The organism is Nocardioides lentus (assembly GCF_039529515.1).
GTDB classification, from domain to species: domain Bacteria; phylum Actinomycetota; class Actinomycetes; order Propionibacteriales; family Nocardioidaceae; genus Nocardioides; species Nocardioides lentus.
Genome location: NZ_BAAAMY010000001.1, coordinates 93568 through 110536 on the forward strand (window position 1 = coordinate 93568; position 16969 = coordinate 110536).

General features: G+C 73.4%; 17 protein-coding genes. 9 read left to right on the plus strand and 8 right to left on the minus strand.

The window, feature by feature from the left end; all coding sequences use genetic code 11:
* Positions 1-463: hypothetical protein (locus tag ABD158_RS00455; RefSeq protein ID WP_344002134.1), on the plus strand; the 463-nt coding region annotated here is incomplete at its 5' end.
* Here ABD158_RS00455 and ABD158_RS00460 read toward each other — a convergent pair.
* Both ABD158_RS00460 and ABD158_RS00465 read right to left on the minus strand, forming a co-directional pair.
* Positions 460-1770 carry a DNA adenine methylase gene (locus ABD158_RS00460; RefSeq protein ID WP_344002137.1) on the minus strand — a complete coding sequence of 437 codons (1311 nt, stop codon included), beginning with the start codon at positions 1768-1770 and terminating at the stop codon, positions 460-462. The genes ABD158_RS00455 and ABD158_RS00460 overlap by 4 nt on opposite strands.
* Positions 1771-2720: 950 nt before the next feature.
* Positions 2721-5720, minus strand: coding sequence for an amidase family protein (locus ABD158_RS00465; protein ID WP_344002139.1), 3000 nt, complete (start codon positions 5718-5720; stop codon positions 2721-2723).
* A gap of 260 nt (positions 5721-5980) precedes the next feature.
* On the opposite strand from ABD158_RS00465, the gene ABD158_RS00470 reads away from it, so the two are divergent.
* Positions 5981-6424 carry a nitroreductase family deazaflavin-dependent oxidoreductase gene (locus tag ABD158_RS00470; protein WP_344002141.1) on the plus strand — a complete coding sequence of 148 codons (444 nt, stop codon included), beginning with the start codon at positions 5981-5983 and terminating at the stop codon, positions 6422-6424.
* 3 nt (positions 6425-6427) lie between these two features.
* Here the strand turns inward: ABD158_RS00470 and ABD158_RS00475 are convergent, their stop codons facing one another.
* Together ABD158_RS00475 and ABD158_RS00480 are read right to left on the minus strand one after the other, a co-directional pair.
* The gene (locus ABD158_RS00475; RefSeq protein ID WP_344002144.1) at positions 6428-7375 is read right to left on the minus strand and encodes a DUF5996 family protein; all 948 of its coding nucleotides are present in this window, start codon (positions 7373-7375) and stop codon (positions 6428-6430) included.
* A gap of 16 nt (positions 7376-7391) precedes the next feature.
* Positions 7392-7706: a GNAT family N-acetyltransferase gene (locus ABD158_RS00480; protein WP_344002147.1), complete on the minus strand. Its 315-nt coding sequence runs from the start codon at positions 7704-7706 to the stop codon at positions 7392-7394.
* Between the two features lie 100 nt (positions 7707-7806).
* On the opposite strand from ABD158_RS00480, the gene ABD158_RS00485 reads away from it, so the two are divergent.
* Positions 7807-8271 carry a MarR family winged helix-turn-helix transcriptional regulator gene (locus ABD158_RS00485; protein ID WP_344002150.1) on the plus strand — a complete coding sequence of 155 codons (465 nt, stop codon included), beginning with the start codon at positions 7807-7809 and terminating at the stop codon, positions 8269-8271.
* A 21-nt stretch (positions 8272-8292) separates the two neighbouring features.
* Here the strand turns inward: ABD158_RS00485 and budC are convergent, their stop codons facing one another.
* Positions 8293-9063: a meso-2,3-butanediol dehydrogenase gene (gene budC, locus ABD158_RS00490; protein ID WP_344002153.1), complete on the minus strand. Its 771-nt coding sequence runs from the start codon at positions 9061-9063 to the stop codon at positions 8293-8295.
* A 55-nt stretch (positions 9064-9118) separates the two neighbouring features.
* Here budC and ABD158_RS00495 point away from each other — a divergent pair, with 55 nt between their 5' ends.
* The 6 genes from ABD158_RS00495 to ABD158_RS00520 all read left to right on the plus strand — a co-directional run bounded on the left by ABD158_RS00495 (position 9119) and on the right by ABD158_RS00520 (position 12518).
* Positions 9119-9430 (plus strand): hypothetical protein, encoded by a 312-nt coding sequence (locus ABD158_RS00495; RefSeq protein WP_344002156.1) that lies wholly within the window; start codon positions 9119-9121, stop codon positions 9428-9430.
* On the plus strand, positions 9427-9834 hold the full coding sequence (locus tag ABD158_RS00500) for a hypothetical protein (RefSeq protein ID WP_344002159.1): 408 nt from the start codon (positions 9427-9429) through the stop codon (positions 9832-9834). Before ABD158_RS00495 ends, ABD158_RS00500 begins: the two co-directional genes overlap by 4 nt.
* Before the next feature lie 19 nt (positions 9835-9853).
* A complete protein-coding gene (locus tag ABD158_RS00505) occupies positions 9854-10207 on the plus strand; it encodes a hypothetical protein (protein WP_344002162.1) in 354 nt (117 codons plus the stop codon).
* Between the two features lie 61 nt (positions 10208-10268).
* Entirely contained in the window at positions 10269-11516 is a 1248-nt protein-coding gene (locus tag ABD158_RS00510; protein WP_344002165.1) for an FAD-dependent monooxygenase, read from the plus strand.
* A 31-nt stretch (positions 11517-11547) separates the two neighbouring features.
* The gene (locus ABD158_RS00515) at positions 11548-11988 is read left to right on the plus strand and encodes a MarR family winged helix-turn-helix transcriptional regulator (protein WP_344002168.1); all 441 of its coding nucleotides are present in this window, start codon (positions 11548-11550) and stop codon (positions 11986-11988) included.
* A 164-nt stretch (positions 11989-12152) separates the two neighbouring features.
* A complete protein-coding gene (locus ABD158_RS00520) occupies positions 12153-12518 on the plus strand; it encodes a hypothetical protein (RefSeq protein ID WP_344002171.1) in 366 nt (121 codons plus the stop codon).
* A gap of 680 nt (positions 12519-13198) precedes the next feature.
* On the opposite strand, the gene ABD158_RS00525 is transcribed toward ABD158_RS00520, so the two are convergent.
* The 3 genes from ABD158_RS00525 to ABD158_RS00535 form a co-directional block, all read right to left on the minus strand.
* Positions 13199-14227, minus strand: coding sequence for an NAD(P)/FAD-dependent oxidoreductase (locus tag ABD158_RS00525; protein ID WP_344002174.1), 1029 nt, complete (start codon positions 14225-14227; stop codon positions 13199-13201).
* Positions 14228-14248: 21 nt separating this feature from the next.
* Positions 14249-14743, minus strand: a complete 495-nt coding sequence (locus tag ABD158_RS00530; RefSeq protein ID WP_344002177.1) for a pyridoxamine 5'-phosphate oxidase family protein — start codon at positions 14741-14743, stop codon at positions 14249-14251.
* 133 nt (positions 14744-14876) lie between these two features.
* Entirely contained in the window at positions 14877-16832 is a 1956-nt protein-coding gene (locus ABD158_RS00535; RefSeq protein ID WP_344002179.1) for a CocE/NonD family hydrolase, read from the minus strand.
* Positions 16833-16969 lie beyond the last annotated feature (137 nt).

Genomic DNA, 16969 nt, shown 5'->3' on the forward strand with positions numbered 1-16969 from the left:
GAAATTCACCAACCCGGACTCGACCCACTACGGCGCATCGATGTTCAGCCAGGCCAACTTCACCAAGGAGCTGTTCGAGACGTACTTCGGTGTTGAGAACGGCAAGACCGAGCTCATGCTCACCCCGGTCGAGCCGGACGGGACGCTGGGCGAGCTCGAGACGAGGTTGGGCAGGTTCAAGCCCAGAAGCACGAACTACTACTTCGAGCTCGCGGCGGCCACCGGCCTCCCGCACCCCGGTGAACAGGCGCCGATCGCCGTGTTCCTCGAGCTCGACAGCGGCGCGTACCTGTACCTGTTCCGCCTCCCGGGTCAGGTCGGATTCGACGAGCTCGATGCGCTCCTGGCCAGCTACCCCGCTCCGGGCGGCAACCGGCTGCGGCGGGAGACCCTCGACCTCGCCACCCTCCAGGACGCGTGGCCGGGCTGCCCGCTGCTCTCGGCACCCGAGCCGCCTCTCTAGCTCCAGGCGGAGATCAGCACCTCGGCGCCCTGGGTCACCTCGGCGTTGAGGTGTGCGGCATTGAACTTCGAGTGGCTGATCTGGTCGGGGGTGCTCACCTCAACCTGCGCGAACGACGCGCCCACGACCTCCAGGACCGTGTCCATGGTCATCACCCGGTCGCGCGGCTTGGAGGAGTCCGGGACCGGGGAGTAACTGAGCAGCAGGGCGACGTCACGCTCAGCCAGCGCCGTGCAGATCAGGTCCAGCGCGCCGGGCGCCTCGCTGATGATGCTGAATGGCGACTGGTGGCGGCGCTCGCGGTAGAGCCCGCGGCTGGGCAGCGTCACGCCGCCGATGGTCGACGTCGACAGCCCCGGGTCGTCGCCCAGGGCGAGGGTCTCAAGCACGTGGTAGAAGCGGCTGTAGTGATCCCGGGTGTACGGCGGGTCGGCGTACACGACCCGGACGTCGGCCGGCAGCTCGGCGACGACGTCGCGGAAGTCGCTGCGGACCGTACGCACCGCGAAGGGCGTCGGCTCGAGGCCCGACCACCGCAGGAGCAGCTCGTTGAACGTCGTCATTGCGTCCCGGCGCCGCCGCTTCACCGCCGCGCGCAACGGTCCGGTCTTGAGCGTCCCGTCGGAGGCCGTGACGCGGAGCGGTTGGGCGAAGTGATTGCCGACGCTGTTAGTCAGCTCGCTGGCGGTGCCAAGGACGGCCGCGGTGGCGGTGTCGCGAGCGGCCGACGGGAGCGACGTGCGGGCCCGCATCAGGGCGTCGAGCCACGCTGCCTGCCGGTAGCCGAAGTAAACACCGCCGTAGTAGCGCGACATCGCGGCGGCGGGGTGGTCGGTTAGCGCTTTCGCGGCCTCGGACAGCAGCCTGTCCAACTCGTCAACGGGCTCCCGCTGGTGACCACCGGAGGCAGACCAAGCGGCGATCGACCCACGTTCCATCACCGCCGCTGCGAGGGCGGGGTCGAACTCACCGGCCGCGTCCTCCAGGTCGGCGAGGTCGCCCACGGCACCGTCGAGGATCTCCGCGGCGAACTTGGCGGCGTCGGTCAGGAGAGCCTCACGCGCCCCTGGCGTGAAGGCATGCGGTCGGGACTGGGCCCGGGCCAGAACGCTGGAGTACTCCTGGACGTCAACGCTGTGGACTGGCCGGTGCCGGGCCAGGCGCCGCGAGACGACCCCGCTGCCGGCAAACAGATCCACTACCGACCCGGTGCGCTCGCCCACTAGACGGGCGACCGCATCCTCGATCTGGTCGAGGATCCGCGACTTGTTCCCGAGGTAGTGGATCGGGCGGAAGCTGTCGGTCACGCGTCAGCCCTTTCCAGTGGGGAGGAGCCGACAGCCTCTCACCCGGCTCCGACGCTGGATGACTTCATGTCGAAAGGAAATGCGTCACTTACGACCACGCTGAGCAGTTTACCCTGGGCGTGGCCTACTCCTGGAACCTGTCCCGGACCTCGCCAGGGCACACACGCAGACACCTGTCGCGTCCTCTCGCCCTCATTGCTGAGCGAAGCCGGCCACTTCGGCGGGCGTCGTTCTCGCCTTCCGTTTTGGTACCTCCAGAGTCCCGAGATCACCCGAACGTCCTCCCACCATCGCACTACGGACAAGCGCTTCCGCGCGTGCGCTCAGATTCTCTCTAGACCAGCCGTCTACCCATAACGGGCACGAACTAGTCGGATCGACGGACCCGCCAAGTGACGTCAGTCAACCGACCGGACCGACGGAAGTGGGGCTGAGAGCCACTGTCACGGCAGCAGACGGTCTCAGTCTTGAGGACGTCCTCCGGCTATTGGGCGAGGTTCAAAGCGCTGTCACCGACGTCTCGGCCGGCGAGCGCCTCGAGGAAGATCTGGCGGTACAGAACGTGCGCGAGAGTTGGGAGCAGCGCGCACCCGACGCCCGGGGGAGTTCTGCGCCGGGCTGAGACGTCTGCGCGCGACCGTAGGTAAGGTCGGCCTAGCCGCGGCAACCACATCAGCGTGCAGTGCGGTGACCATTCTGATGGAGATGGCGCTTGGTAGGAGCGGCTAGCCCGTAGCCATCCGGACTGTTCTTACTCCGAGGCCGGGGTAGCCAGTCCCACCGCTCTGCCCAGACTTGACCTGCCGGAGCGGGACCCAAGGTTGGTGCGCCCGCAAGAACGGTTCAGCGCGGTGTCCGGATCTGCCGCGATCAGTCCGTCAGTCCGCCGCCTATGACGCGACCGGGGCCGGGCGCTCCCGCGCCCGGCCCCGATCCATCACCTCAGGCGCTCAGCGCCGTACCCGCAACCGCACCGGCTCGCTCCGAGCGCCGGTCAGGCTCTCGTTCGGCAGCACGCGCGCCCGGAGGTCGTACGTCCCGGCCCCGAGCCGCGGCAGGGTCACCCGCACACGACCGTCGGACGGCACCTCGCGGGTCAGCAGCACCCGCCCACCGTTCTGTACGGCGACCTCGGCCGCAGCCGGGGCGCGCAGCACGATCACGAACGGCGCCCGGACCGACGCGTTCACGCTCTGCCGCGGCAGGTTCCCCCGTACGACGGGCCGGGCGCGGTTGACCCGCAGCTGCGCGGTGGCCTCGCTGGCCGCGACGGTCTCGGTGCCGGCGTACGACGCCGTCACCACGTGGGTGCCGACGGGGATGTCGTCGGGCAGCTCGACCTCGGCGACACCGCCGTCGAGCGTGCCGACCACGGTGCGACCGGCGACCTCGACGGAGACCGGGCCGGTGGCGGCGGGGTCGCTGTCCACGGTCACCGTCGCAGGCACGGTCGCGCCGAAGGGCGCGGCCGTCCGGTCCAGGCTCACGGTGGTCACCGACTCCGCCGGGCCGCTGAAGGGCAGCGCCGGGGCGTAGTCGCTCAGCGGGTCGGCCTGGGCCTCCTGCTCGAGCGCGTAGCCCATGCCCAAGACCTCCGCGTCGCTCCACGCGCGGCCCACGATCTGGATCGCGTTGGACTGTCCGTCGTCGTTGGCGCCGATCGGCACGACCACGGTCGGCACGCCGGCCGCCGAGGTCAGCACGCCGGACGCGCGGTCCGAGCTGAGCACGGCCGAGGAGGCGTCGTTGTTGCCCGCGCTGGTCAGGAAGCCCGGGTAGATGACGGCGTCGACGTCGTTGGCGTCCATCCAGGCCGCGACGTTGGCCTTGTAGGTGTCGCGCCGCGCCAGGAACGCCTCGGTGTTGGCGTCGTCGAGCCCGGTCGCGGACGACGGGTTCGACACGTTGTAGGGCAGGTTCTGCGGGGAGCCGAGGATCCCGTTGCGGTCGGCGAACGGGAAGTCCGGGTGCTCGGCGATGTAACGCTCCCAGCCCTCGACCGACGCGCTGCCGGTCGTGGTGCTCGGCGGGTTGGTCGCCGAGCCCGTCATCTCCGTCACCGTCGCGCCCGCGGCGGTCAGCGCCTGCCGCGCCTGCGCCAGCGCCACCGGGCCCGCGGTGTCGTCGGCCACCGAGGTCGACTGGAACGACGACGGCAGGAAGCCGATCGTCTTGCCCGCCAGTGCGTCGGCGTCGAGCGCCGGCGAGAAGGCCTCGGGGCGCAGGGAGTTGTCGACGCGCGAGGTCAGCAGGTCGTCGGGGTTGTTGCCCGTCGTCCGGGTCGCCGTGGCGTCGAGCAGGTGGGCGAGGTCGGTGACCGTGCGTGCGATCGGGCCGCCGAAGTCCGAGGCCCACGTCAGCGGCAGGATCCCGCCGGTGGAGGTGAGGCCGTCGGTGCCGCGGAAGGTGGTCAGCCCGGCGCCGGTCGTCGGCGCGTAGAGCGAGACGCCCGTCTGCGAGCCCATCGTCGCCGCCGCCATGCTCGTCGCGACCGAGGTCGCCGACCCGCCGCTGGAGCCGAACGACGTCTTCGACGGGTAGAGCCCGTTCCACGCCTGCTTGAAGCCGCTCTCGCTGAACGAGCCCGAGTTGGCGAACTCCGACAGCGTCGTCTTGCCGATGATCACCGCGCCGGCCCGGCGCAGCGCCGCGACCTGGAACGCGTCGGTGTCGGGCCGCCAGTCGGCCAGCGCCCGGGTGCCGTTGGTCGTCGGCATGTCGAACGTGTCGTAGTTGTCCTTGATCGACAGCGGGATGCCGAGCAGCGCCCCGTCCTCGCCCGCCGCCCGCGCCGCGTCGGCCTCGCGGGCCTGCGCCAGCGCGTCCTCGGCGACAGTGATGAACGCGTTGAACCCCAGCGCGCCCCCGTCGTACGCCGCGATGCGGTCGAGGTAGGCCTGCGTCAGCTCCACGGAGGTCACCGTGCCGTCGGCGAGGTCCGCGGACAGCTCGTCGATGGTCCGGCCGACCACGTCGTAAGCGACGTCGGTGCCCGCCTCGGGGTCGGTCTGCGCGTCGGGCAGCTGGATCGGCTGCGCGCCCGCGCACGACGCCGGGTCGAACCCGGGCACCTCCGCGAGGTCCCAGTTGACCAGCGTGCAGGTCTCGTCGACCGACAGGTCGCCGAAGTCCGGCGTCGCCGCGAGCGCCTCGGTCGCGGTGATCGTCGCCGCGGTCGCGCCCGTCGCTCCGACCACCACGAAGTGGGCCAGCGACTCGGTCTCCCCCGGCTCGAGGTCGAGCGCCCGCACGAACCCGGGGTCGTTGGCGTCGCTGCCGGTGGTCTCGTACGCCGTGGCGAACGGGTCGTTCTGCTGGTCGCCGAGGCGGTCCAGCGGCTGCCCGCCGGGCGAGCCCAGCACCACCCCGGTGGCGCGGAGGTTGGCGCCGTCGGGGGCCGCGACGGCCCACTCGTCGTCGGTGTCGAGCTCGGTGTCGCCGTCGCCGGAGGCGCGCACGGCGCCCTGGGTGCCCGGTGCCACGCCGTACCCGAGGCTGCCGCCGAAGGAGACCTCCACCCGCTGCGGCTCGGTGGCGGTCGAGGTGAAGGTGTCGAAGAACATCGCCGCGCCCGAGGCGGCGTCGATCTCGAGGCGGCGGGTGACGGCGACGTCGCCGAGGCGTACGGCGCGGGTCGAGGTGTAGCCCCCGCCCCCGGTCGGCGTCAGGCCGAAGCCGCGCAGCATCTGGTCGTCCATCCGCGGCTCGTCGGCGCCGTCTGAGGTGTTGAGGAACAGGCTGCCGAAGGCCTCCATCCGCGACTGCGTGACGTTGCGGATGCTCCCGGTGTCGAGGCCCGGGCGGCGGGCGTCGTTGACGTTCCACGTCGCCCCGTTGTCGGTGGTGACGGTGCTGATCGCCTGCGCCGGCGCGCCGGCGTACAGGCCGCCGCTCACCAGTGCCGCGACCGCCGCGGCGCTGACGCCGCGCACCACCCTCGTGCGTGTCATGTGTGGTCTGTCCTCCCCGCCCGCGGCGGGTCCGCGGGCGAGGCTCACTCCAACAGCGCGACCGACACCGCGCGTGTCGCGTGTGAGTCGGCTGTGTAAACCGATTCAGGTGGGGACGAGCCCGGACGGGACGGGTGCGCATCCGGGCCGACTCGGCGTACGGAACGTGCGCATCCGGGCCGACTCGGCGGCCCCGGGACGCGACACGCCGATCCGGCGCGCCCCGGAATGTCGGGCGAGCGAGCCGGGTTGGACGTGACATGACTCTCACCGGTACCTACGTCCCCAGCCCGGCCGAGTGGGTCCGCGACCAGGTCGCGGAGTACGAGGCGTCGGGCGGCGAGCGCGCCAACACGCTGCCCGGCACCGACGACCTCATCGTGGTCATCACCTCGGTCGGCGTGAAGTCGGGCAACCTGCGCAAGAACCCGACCATGCGCGTCGAGCGCGACGGCGCCTACCTCGCCGTCGCCTCCAAGGGCGGTGCCGAGGACGACCCCGCCTGGGCCGACAACTTCCGCGCCCACCCCGTCGTCGACCTCCAGGACGGGCCCGAGGTGCACTCCTACACCGCGCGCGAGCTGCCCGCCGGCCCCGAGCGCGACGACTGGTGGGCCCACGCTGTCGCCACCTGGCCGACGTACGGCGAGTACCAGCAGAAGACCGACCGGCTCATCCCGCTGTTCCTGCTCGAGCGCGCCTGACGGTCAGGCGCGGCCGGGCCGGTGCTGGGGCCAGCGGCCCGGGTCGTCCTCCAGGGCCGGGTCCCAGCCGCCGTGATCGGCGGCCGCCCGGTAGGTGGTGTGGAGGAACTCCTGCAGCGTCCGGTCCGGGTCCGCGGCGTCGGCCACCGCCTCGTAGGGCAGCAGGAACTGGCCGTTCTCCCGGCTGTAGTACGCCGCCGCCGGGCCCACCGCGTGCTCGGCGAAGCCCTCGGGCTCGGGGTAGGCGTAGGCGTAGAACGCCCCCTCCTCGCCCCCGCCCGGCCAGAAGCCCGCGCTGCTCAGCTCGCGCGAGTAGCCCTCCACCATCACCCAGTCGCCGCAGTTGGGCGCACCGCCGGGGTGCTCGGGGGCGTCGCGACCCGAGAAGCGGGTGCAGGCGAGGTCCATCGCGCCCCAGAAGAAGTGGACCGGGCTGACCTTGCCGACGAAGTGGGACCGGAACACCTCCAGCCCGCGGTGCGCCTGCACCAGCTGCCCCCAGAACAGCTGCGCCGCCTCCGCGTCGTACGTCGTGTGCACGCGGTCGTCGGGGAACGGGATGGCCGGGTCGACCTCGTTGGGCCGCACGTCGATGACCACGTCGATGCCCAGCGCGTCGAGCGCCGCCATCGTCTCGGCGTAGAAGTCCGCGACCGGCCGCGACGACAGCGGCACCGTCCGCTCCTCGCCGGCGCTGCTGCGCACCAGCAGCCGCCGCCCGACGACGTCGAGCTCCATGTCGAACAGGCCGCCGGCGTGCGGGATCGGGCCGGTCGTCAGGCCGCGGGGCCCGACGTACAGGGTCACCTGCCACCAGTGGTTGAGCAGGGGCGACTGCGAGAGCCGGATCTTGCCGAGGACCTGCGTCCACATGTGCAGCGTGTCGCGGGTCTCGGTCCAGTCCGCGACCCGCAGCCGCGGCCAGTCCCAGGCCGCGCCGATGCTCCTCACCACGACGCTCCCGCCCTCAGTCCGTGACCCGCGACGGCGGCGCGTTGTAGAGCAGGTCGCCGTACTCGGGATGGTGGCGGACCCAGCCGCTGATGAACGGGCAGATCACCAGCGCCTTCAGCCCCGAGGCCCGCACGTCGTCGAGCGAGGCGCGGGCCAGCGCGCTGCCGACCCCGCGTCCCTCGTACGACGGGTCGACCTCGGTGTGCTGCAGGAGCACCAGCTCGGCGGTCTCCTGGTAGTCGACGAACCCCGCGACCGTGTCGCCGTCGAGGTGCGCCTCGTAGCGGCGGCGGGCGGGGTCCTTGGTCACGGTGACCTCGGCGGACATCGGCACTCCTCGGCTCGCGGGGCATGACGTGAACGTTCACGTGAAGACTCGCACGGAGCACATGAATGTTCAACCCCTCCCTCGCGCCTACGCTCGCGGCGTGGCGGACGACGGGTGGCTGAGCACCGAGGAGATAGCGACCTGGCGCGCCGTCGACGCCCTCGTACGCCGGCTGCCGGCCGCCCTGGAGACCCAGCTGACGCGGGACTCGGGCCTCAGCCTCACCGAGTACTACGTGCTCGCCGGCCTCGCCGACCAGCCCGGCCACAGCGTGAGGATGAGCCGCCTCGCCGAGCTGGCCCACTGCGAACTCTCACGCCTGTCCCACCTCGTGAAGCGCCTCGAGCGCCGTGGGTGGGCGCGACGCGAGCCCGACCGGGAGGACCGGCGCTACACCCGCGCCGTCCTCACCGAGGCCGGCCACGCCCACCTCGTCGCGGCCGCCCCCGCCCACGTCGCCCGCGTCCGACGGGTGCTCCTCGAGGCCCTCACCGTCGCCGAGCAGACCGCCCTGCGCGAGGCCGCCTCCGCGGTGGTCGGCCGCCTGGACGACCTCGGGGTCTGAGGAGGCGCGGCGGCTGCCGCGTCAGTGCGCCTGGCCGGTGCTGGCGGTGGTGCCGCCGTCGACGGGCAGCCACGCGCCGGTCACGTACGCCGCGTCGTCGCTGGCCAGCCACAGCACCGCCGGGGCGATGTCGTCGGGCCGGCCGGGACGGCCGAGGGCGACGCGGTTGTTGGCCGCGGCCAGCGCCTCGGGGTCGTCCTCGACGGCCTGGGTCAGCGCGGTGATGGTGAGCGCCGGGGCGACGGCGTTGACGCGCACGCCGCGCTCGCCGTAGTCGAGGGCGAGGGACTGCACGAAGTTCATGATCGCGGCCTTCGTCGCGTTGTAGGCCGCCTGGCCCCAGTCGCCGGCCATGCCCGAGACGGACCCGACGACGACGAGGTTGCCGCCCGAGCGCTCCAGCTCGGGCAGCGCGTGGCGGGCGACGTGGACGAACCCGTCCACGTTGACCGAGCGGATCTGCTGCCAGCGCTCGAGCGACAGGTCGGCGAAGGGGCCGTTGACGTAGTCGGCGGCGTTGTTGACCACGACGTCGAGCGACCCGAACGTGTCGACGACCGTGCGGACCATCGCGGCCGCGGAGTCGTCGTCGGCGACGTCGGCCTCGACGATCAGCGCGCGGTCCTCCGGCACGTCGGCGAGGGTCTCGGCCAGCGGCTCGCGGCGGCGGCCCGCGACCGCGACGCGGGCGCCGTTGTCGGCGAAGGCGCGGGCGATCGCGCGCCCGATCCCGGAGCCGCCCCCGGTGACGAGGACGGAGCGGCCGGCGACGTCGTACGTGTTGTGGGTCATGAAAGTCGCAACGGCGTCGTCACCGGGGGTGTTCCGACCTGCCTACGCTCGATGCGTGCCCCGCCTGACCCTGCTCGCGCTCGGCCTGCTCGCGACGGCCGCGAGCGCGTGCGGTGACCAGTCGCGACCCGCCGCCGCGGACGTCGAGGTCTGCGCGGCCGCCGTCGCGGTGGTCGAGGAGGAGGTGCTCGACCAGGACGCGCAACGGGACCGGGTCGACCGTGTCGCCGACCAGGTCACCTACGCCCGCCTCACGGCCCCGGTCCGGGAGGTCGCCGGCCTGCCCGACGTCCGCAACGGCTCGACGCCCCCCGCGGCGTGGCGGGCGCTGCTGCTCGGCTGCGACGACGCCGGCCTGCTCCCGTGACGTCGACCCCGATCCACGCCCCGGTCCCGGCTCGCTGCGGGCGGCCCCGGCAGATCGGATGGTCCGCCGCACCGGCGCTGCTCGCGGCCCTGCTGCTGGCGGCCGGCTGCGGCGCCGAGGACCCGGCGTACTCCGAGGACGACGTGGCCGTCTGCGAGACCACCGTGCGGGTGCTCAGCGACTACGCCGCCGCCCTCGAGACCGACGACCCCGCCGCGGCGTCGGGCCTGTGGGACGCCGGCCGCGCGGACCTGGCCGAGGTCGAGGGCGGCATCACGCTGGGTGCGCTGCGAGCCGCGACCCGCGACGTCGTCGAGCTGCCCGACACCGGCCCGCGCGACGAGCCGCCGACCGACGCCTGGCTCCGGCTGTCCGCGGCCTGCAACGCGGAGGGCCTCCCCTAGACCCGCCTACCCTCGCCCCATGCGCCCCACCGCCGCCCTGCTCGGTCTCCTCCTAGTCGCGGCCACGGCCTGCGGCGGAGGTGGGGAGGAGCCCGCCCCCGCCTCCGCCGACACCGAGGTCTGCGAGATCGGCACCCGGGTCGTCGACCTGTTCGACCGGTCGAAGACGGACGGGTCCGTGCGCATGGGCCGGGTGTACGCCGGGGCCCGCGACGACGTGGCCGCCGTCGCCGACGACGTGACCGTCGCCGCCCTCCGCCCGGCGGTCGAGGACGTCCTCGCGCTCGCGGAGGAGGGTCCGATCGCCGAGCCCGCCGGCACCGACGCGTTCGGCCGGCTCACCGTCGCCTGCGTCGGGGAGAGCCTCCCCTGACCAACCACCTGGTAACTTCACAGTGAAGCGACCTACTCGTGAAGCAAACAGAGGAGCAGCCATGACCGCTCGCCCCCGCACCGCCCCGCGCGTGCTCGTGACCGGCGCCAGCATCGCCGGCCCGACCCTGGCGTGGGGCCTGGACCGCGCCGGCTTCGACGTGACCCTCCTCGAGCGCTCGCCCGAGCGCCGGCAGGCGGGCCAGAACATCGACGTCCGCGGCCTGGGGCGCGAGGTCCTGCGCCGGATGGATCTCGAGGACGTCGTGATGGCGAACCTCACCGGCGAGGAGGGCACCCGCTTCGTCGACGGCTCCGGACGGCCCTATGCCGAGTTCCCCCGCGTCGAGGGCCAGGACGGGCCCACCGCCGAGGTCGAGATCCTCCGCGGCACGCTCGCGGGCCTCCTGCTCGACCGGGTCCCGAACGGCGTCGAGGTCCGCCAGGGCGACTACGTCACCGCCGTCGCGCAGGACGCAGCCGGCGTCGACGTGACCTTCGACAGCGGCCGCGAGGAGCGCTACGACCTGCTGCTCGTCGCCGAGGGCCGCAGCTCGAGGACCCGACGCCTGCTGCTCGCCGACCACACCGAGTACCGCGACCGCGGGGTCACCATCACCTACGGCACCCTCGACCGGACCGACGCCGACACCGACTACTGGGACTGGTTCACCGCCCTCGGCGGCCGCGTCGCCTCCATCCGGCCCGACAACGTCGGCAGCGTCCGCGCGAGCCTGTCCTTCGAGTCCGAGCCGATGGGCTTCGAGTCGCTGCCGGTCGAGTCGCAGCTGACGATCCTGCGCGAGCGCTTCCGCGGCGCGGGCTGGCAGACGGACCGGATCCTCGAGGGCTTCGCGGCGCGGCCCGAGGAGTTCTACGCCCAGCGCATGGAGCAGGTCGTCGTCTCCCCGTGGAGCACCGGCCGCGTCGCCCTGGTCGGCGACGCCGCGTGGGGCTCCGGACCGACCGGCATGGGCACCACCCTCGCGCTCGTCGGCGCGCACGTGCTGACCGGCGAGCTCGCCCGCGACGTCACCACCGGCGGCGACTCCCCCGCGGGCGCCTTCCGCCGCTACGAGGACCTCCTGCGCCGCTACGCCGACAGCGCCCAGGGGCTGCCGCCCGGCGGCGCCCGGATCATCCACCCCTCGACGCGGGCCGGGGTGCGGGGCGTTCGGGCGTTCCACCGGGTCGCCGCGTGGGGTCCGGTGCGCGGGTTCGCCCAGCGCCACCTGCTCACGAGCGAGAAGCACGAGCCCGCGCTCCCCGACTACCAGTTCGCCCGCGGAGTCGCCACGCGGGCCGTGTGAGGGGCGCCGCCCCGGCTGGCAGGATCACCGCGTGGTCGACGTGAGGTCCGAGGTGCTGGAGGCACTGCGGGGCTACGCCGTGGCCTACCAGGACGCCGGCCACGCCTTCGCCCGCGCGATGGAGCTCCCGGCCACCGACGGCCTGGCCCTCGGCGAGCTGCTCTACGCCCAGAGGTGCGGCGCCCCCTTGTCCCCGGCCGGGCTGTCGCGCCGGATGTCCATGACGTCCGGGGCGACCAACGCCCTGGTCAACCGCCTCGAGGCCCGCGGCCTGGTGACCCGCTCCCGCGAGCACGACGACCGCCGGATCGTCACCCTGCGCCCGACCGCGGCCGCCCACGAGCGGGCGAACGCGTTCTACGGTCCGCAGGGCGAGGCCCTCGAGGCCGCGCTCGCCTCCTACGACGCCGACGAGCTGGCGCGGGTGAGGGACTTCCTCGTGCGGTTCGCGGGGATCCTCCCCCGGGACTGAGGCCGGGCGCGGGGTAGGACCCACCGACGGTCCCCCACCGGCGGTCGAGGTGCGACGAGGCGGGAGACGAGCTGAGCAGCCGTGGAACCCGGTCCGGATCACGAGCATCCGGGGACGGTCCACCGCACCCCCTTCTCCGGTCCCGGGCGCCTACGCTCGGCAGCATGCGTCTCGGAGTCCCGGTGCTGCTCTCCGTCCTGCTGTCCACGACCGTCGCCTGCGGCGAGGACGAGCCGGAGCCCAGCGCAGCCGACATCGAGATCTGCGAGACGGTCGGGGAGGTGTCGTCCGCCTACCAGGAGGCCATGGACGGGCCGGGGGTCGGCACGATGGCGCCGGTCTTCAACCGCTCCCGCGACCGGGTGGCCGAGCTGCAGGACCAGGTGACCGTCGAGGAGATGGAGCCGGAGGTGCAGACGATCGTCGACTTGCCGGACTCCCAGCAGGGGGTCGCCCTGGGGAACCCGATGAGCGACTGGACCCTCCTGGGTGGGGCCTGCTCGCAGGCCGGGGTCCTCCTCGACCGCTGATCTCCGGCCCGCGGTCGGCAGTGCGTCCGCGACCCCGACGGACGAGTGGCAGCGGTCTCGACGACGCGCGCTCGCCGAGCTCGCGAGCTGCTCGACCACCTCCCACCCCGGAGGTCGAGGTGCTCCGAGTCGAGGAACGAGACGAGGAGCCACGAGACCCGGCGAGTCGGGCGCCGACCCCCGAGCCCCTCGGCGGTCTCGACGCCGCGCGCTCGCCGAGCTCGCGAGCTGCTCGACCACCTCCCACCCCGGAGGTCGAGGTGCTCCGAGTCGAGGAACGAGACGAGGAGCCACGAGACCCGGCGAGCCGGACACCCACCCGAGCCCACCGGCGGCCTCGACGCCGCCCGCTCGCCGAGCTCGCGAGCTGCCCGACCACCTCCCACCCCGGAGGTCGAGGTGCTCCGAGTCGAGGAACGAGACGAAGAGCCACGAGACCCGGCGAACCGGGCGCCGACCCCCGAGCCCCTCGGCGGTCTCGACGCCGCCCGCTCCCAGACTCCCGAGCTGCTCGACCACCTCCCACCCCGGAGGTCGAGGTGCTCCGAGTCGAGGAACGAGACGAGGAGCCACGAGACCCGGCGAGTCGGGCGCCGACCCCCGAGCCCCTCGGCGGTCTCGACGCCGCCCGCTCCTAGAGCTCGCGAGCTGCTCGACCGGCGGAAGGCGGAGGGCGGTGGTCAGCCCAGCTCGGCGACGAGCGCGTGCGCGAGGTCGACGCCGGAGCGCCAGGCGGTCTCGACCTTGGAGGTCTCGCCCCAGCCGTCGCCGCAGACGCCGACCCAGCCGTCGCCCACAGCGCTGAGGTGGAAGGGCTCGGGTCGCTCGCCGGTGGGCTTCGCGAAGGTCCAGCGCTGCACCCGGGCCTCGGTCGGGTCGGGCGCGTCGAGGAGCGAGGCGAGGGCCATCGTCATCACGGGGGCGGCGCCGGCGGGGTCGTCGAGGTGCTGCCGGGCGAGCTCGGGGGTCGAGTGCGCCACCACCACCGGGGCGTCGTCGCCGCGGCGGCGGCCGTCGTCGGCGATCCAGGCGAGCACGTGGTCGTCGTTGACGAAGGCGCCGTGGAAGGTGCCGGACGGCGAGACGGTGTCCCAGGTGCGGCGCTCCCAGCGGGCGGCGAGCGCCAGCACGGGCTCCCACTCGCGGGTGAGCACGGCGGCGACGTCGTCGAGGCCGGGTCCGAGCAGGCGCACCGCCTGCGGGTCGGGCATCGCGAGCACGACCGCGCTCGCGGGCTCGCCGTCGACGAGCAGACCGCCGTCGTCGCCGCGCGAGACCGAGACGACCTCGTGCTGCTCCAGCGCACCGCCCGCGATGACGGGCTCGAGCACGTCGTCGACCAGCGCGCGGAGGCCCTCGGTGCCGCCCCAGCGGGTCGGGCCGTCCTTGTCGGAGGCGGGCTCGCCGGGGGCCAGCACGCTGAAGGTGTCGGTCCAGGGCCGCGCCAGGCCGCGGCGGCGCCAGTCCTCGGCGACCTCGGCGAAGCCGTCGTCGGTCACGGTGAAGTACGACGCACCGACGTCGGCCTCGCGCTCCGCGAGACCGGGTAGCCGCTTGCCGCTCATCCGCCCGCCGGGTCGGCGGCCGCGGTCGAGCACGCGCACGGGCACGCCGGCTCCGACGAGCTCGCCGGCACACGCGGCGCCGGCCAGGCCCGCTCCGATCACGACGACGGGGGCGGGACCTGGACCGGCGGGGAGTGGGCTCACCTCACCAGTGTGCCCAGGGGCTCACAGGTCGACGCGCTCGTTCTCGCCACCCTCGTAGCGCTCGCCGGTGAGCTTGGCCTTCACCAGGCTGACGGCCGACGAGACGCGACCACCGGGGGTGTCCCAGTACTCGCCGGTGTCGCCGGTGACCTTCAGCAGCACGACGCTGTGGTCCTCGGGGCCCTGCGGGAGCCAGGCCTCGACCCAGGGGTTCCACAGCTCCTTGGCCTTGGCGGTGTCGTCCACGACCTCGGCGGTGCCGTCGATCGAGATCCACGTGTCCGCCGACGCGATGGTCAGGCCGACGTGGGAGTTGCCGCGGACGTGGGCGACCTTGCGGGAGTCGCGCTCGGCGAAGAACCACAGCTCGGCCACGTCGGTGACCTGCTGGTGGGCCATCGGGCGCGACACCAGGCGGCCGTCGGCGTCCAGGGTCGTCAGCATGCAGATGCGCTCGCCGTCGGCGAGCTCGGCCAGGCGCGCGGTGGTGCCGGCCTCGGGGCTGGAGGAGTTCATGGCCGCCGGTACCCCACCCGGCCCCGACCAGACGGAGCAGCGACACCCGCCCACGCGCGTACGACGGGGCCGGGCGCGGCACCGGCCCGCCGTCCGTGGGGACGACGGGCCGGGGCCGGTGGTGCGGCGGGCGTCAGCGGGGCAGCTGGAAGCCCTGGGTCCGCGGCGCGACCGTGCCGGGCACGACCTCGTCGAGGGTGGGCAGCCAGCCCTGCGCCGGGCGGGCGCTCTGGCGCTGCGTCACGACCGGGACGACCCCCGGCACCTCGATGCGCGACCGCGACAGGTCGACCGTGTAGCGCGACGTGGCGGAGGTGTCCACGTTGCGCAGGCGGCTCGGGGCGGCGCCGACGAGCACGACGCCGAGGCGGTGGCCCGCCTGGACGCGGGCGTCGTCCGCGTCGAGCTCGACCGTGACCGTGCGGGTGCCGGCGCCGTCGAGACGGGCCCAGCCGCGACCCAGCACCTGCAGCGGGGTGGTGCCGAGGTTGCGGGTCATCCGGTAGTAGCAGGCGTCGTCGTAGGAGACCGACGACCCGACGCAGCTCTGCTCCTGCGTGGTGCGGGCGCCGTCACCGGTGGCGAGCACGCGCTCGCCGAGGCCGTAGTCGACGAGCATCACGCCGACCTGGCCGACGGGGGCCGTGCTGGTGATCCGCAGGCGCGCCTCGGCGGCGCCGGACATGCGGACGGTGCGCTTGAGCGGGGCGGAGGCGAAGAGCAGGCGGTTGGCCTCGGTGCCGGCCGACAGGGCGGCGGCCTCGGTCTGCTGCGGGGCGTTGAGCCAGGACCGGGTGCCGGTGCCGGCCTTGCCCTCGACCAGGGTGCCCTGGCCGGTGGGCCGCAGGATCGTGCGCTTGCCGGCGGGCCACTGCTGCTGCGTGATCCACGTGTCGGGCGCGACCTCGACGTCGACCGGGGCCTCCCGGCGGATGCCGTTGGCGACGCCCTGCAGCTGGTTGTCGAACCAGCGGTGCAGCACGCTCACCCAGCGCTCGCGGTCGGAGTCGAACGGGTCGACGTGACCCAGACGGGAGAGCCACAGCTTGCGCTCCACGCCGTTCTCGCCGAGCCGGTCCCACCACTTCGAGAAGTGGTCGGTCTTCACATTGAGGTCCTGCAGGCCGTGGAAGACGAAGACGCTCGCCGTCACGTTGTCGGCGTTGGTGACCGGGCCGTCGCGGTGGTCGCGCTCGGCCCAGAAGGCGTTGTACTGCCCGGTCTCGTCGTCGTCCTCGGCCGAGAGCCGGTCGTACGTCGCGGTGCAGTCGACGTCCTCGGTGCGGTCCGCGGCGACGCGCTCGGACAGGCCGCGGGCGTAGTTCCAGGAGAAGGGCAGGTCCTGGCTGCGGGAGTAGTCGTACCAGGAGCTGATCGCCGAGATCGGGACGATCGTCTCGAGGCCCTCGACGCCCGTGGCGGCGACGCCGTTGGCCAGCGTCCCGTCGTAGGACTTGCCGATCATGCCGGTCTTGCCGTTGGTCCAGTCGGCCTCGACGGGCTCGCCGTCGGCGTCCACCGCCTCGGCGTTGCCGTTGAGCCACTCGACGACGGCCTTGACGGACCCGACGTCGGACTTGCCGCCCTCGTCGACGCAGCCGGTGGAGCGACCGGTGCCGGCCGCGTCGACGGCGACGTAGCCGTAGCCGCGCGGCACGAAGTAGTTGTCGTAGAACAGCGGGGTGAGCGCCGGGTTGCCGGCCTCGTCGTACGTCTTCTTCTCGGCCTCGTTGCCGCGGCCGATGGAGAGGTAGTAGGGGCTGGCGTCCATGACGACCGGCACGTCGACGCCCGCGCGGTCGAGCTCGACCGGTCGCACGATGTCGGCGGCGACGCGGTCCTGCTCGCCGTCGCCGTCGAAGTCGGGGGCGAGCACGTAGACGGTCTCGCGGATGGCGTCGGCGTAGGAGTGGACGGGCTTCGTGACGCCGCCGGACAGGGCGTAGGGCTTCGTGCCGGACCACTGGCCGTTGTCGCCGGGGGCGGCGGAGGCGGTCAGGGCCGGGCCGGCGAGTGCGGGGAGCGTGGCGAGCACGACCCCGGCGCCGGCCAGCGCGGCGAGCGATCGGGTGGGACGGGACCAGGTCATTGGTTCCTCACAGGTCGGAGCGAGAGCTCGACCTGGACTCCTCGACGCCGGACGACGGTGGGCGGCGCCGTCGCGGTGGCCGAGCCCACCGTGCGGACGGTGGGACAACCCAAGCGGTCCGACCACACACCGTCAAG

Bases quoted from the DNA above. Each gene is read 5' to 3' on its own strand.
- ABD158_RS00465 (WP_344002139.1), bottom strand. From the start codon at position 5,720: ATGACACGCACGAGGGTGGTGCGCGGCGTCAGCGCCGCGGCGGTCGCG.
- ABD158_RS00470 (WP_344002141.1), top strand. From the start codon at position 5,981: ATGACTCTCACCGGTACCTACGTCCCCAGCCCGGCCGAGTGGGTCCGC.
- ABD158_RS00480 (WP_344002147.1), bottom strand. From the start codon at position 7,706: ATGTCCGCCGAGGTCACCGTGACCAAGGACCCCGCCCGCCGCCGCTAC.
- budC (WP_344002153.1), bottom strand. From the start codon at position 9,063: ATGACCCACAACACGTACGACGTCGCCGGCCGCTCCGTCCTCGTCACC.
- ABD158_RS00505 (WP_344002162.1), top strand. From the start codon at position 9,854: ATGCGCCCCACCGCCGCCCTGCTCGGTCTCCTCCTAGTCGCGGCCACG.
- ABD158_RS00510 (WP_344002165.1), top strand. From the start codon at position 10,269: ATGACCGCTCGCCCCCGCACCGCCCCGCGCGTGCTCGTGACCGGCGCC.
- ABD158_RS00520 (WP_344002171.1), top strand. From the start codon at position 12,153: ATGCGTCTCGGAGTCCCGGTGCTGCTCTCCGTCCTGCTGTCCACGACC.
- ABD158_RS00530 (WP_344002177.1), bottom strand. From the start codon at position 14,743: ATGAACTCCTCCAGCCCCGAGGCCGGCACCACCGCGCGCCTGGCCGAG.
- ABD158_RS00535 (WP_344002179.1), bottom strand. From the start codon at position 16,832: ATGACCTGGTCCCGTCCCACCCGATCGCTCGCCGCGCTGGCCGGCGCC.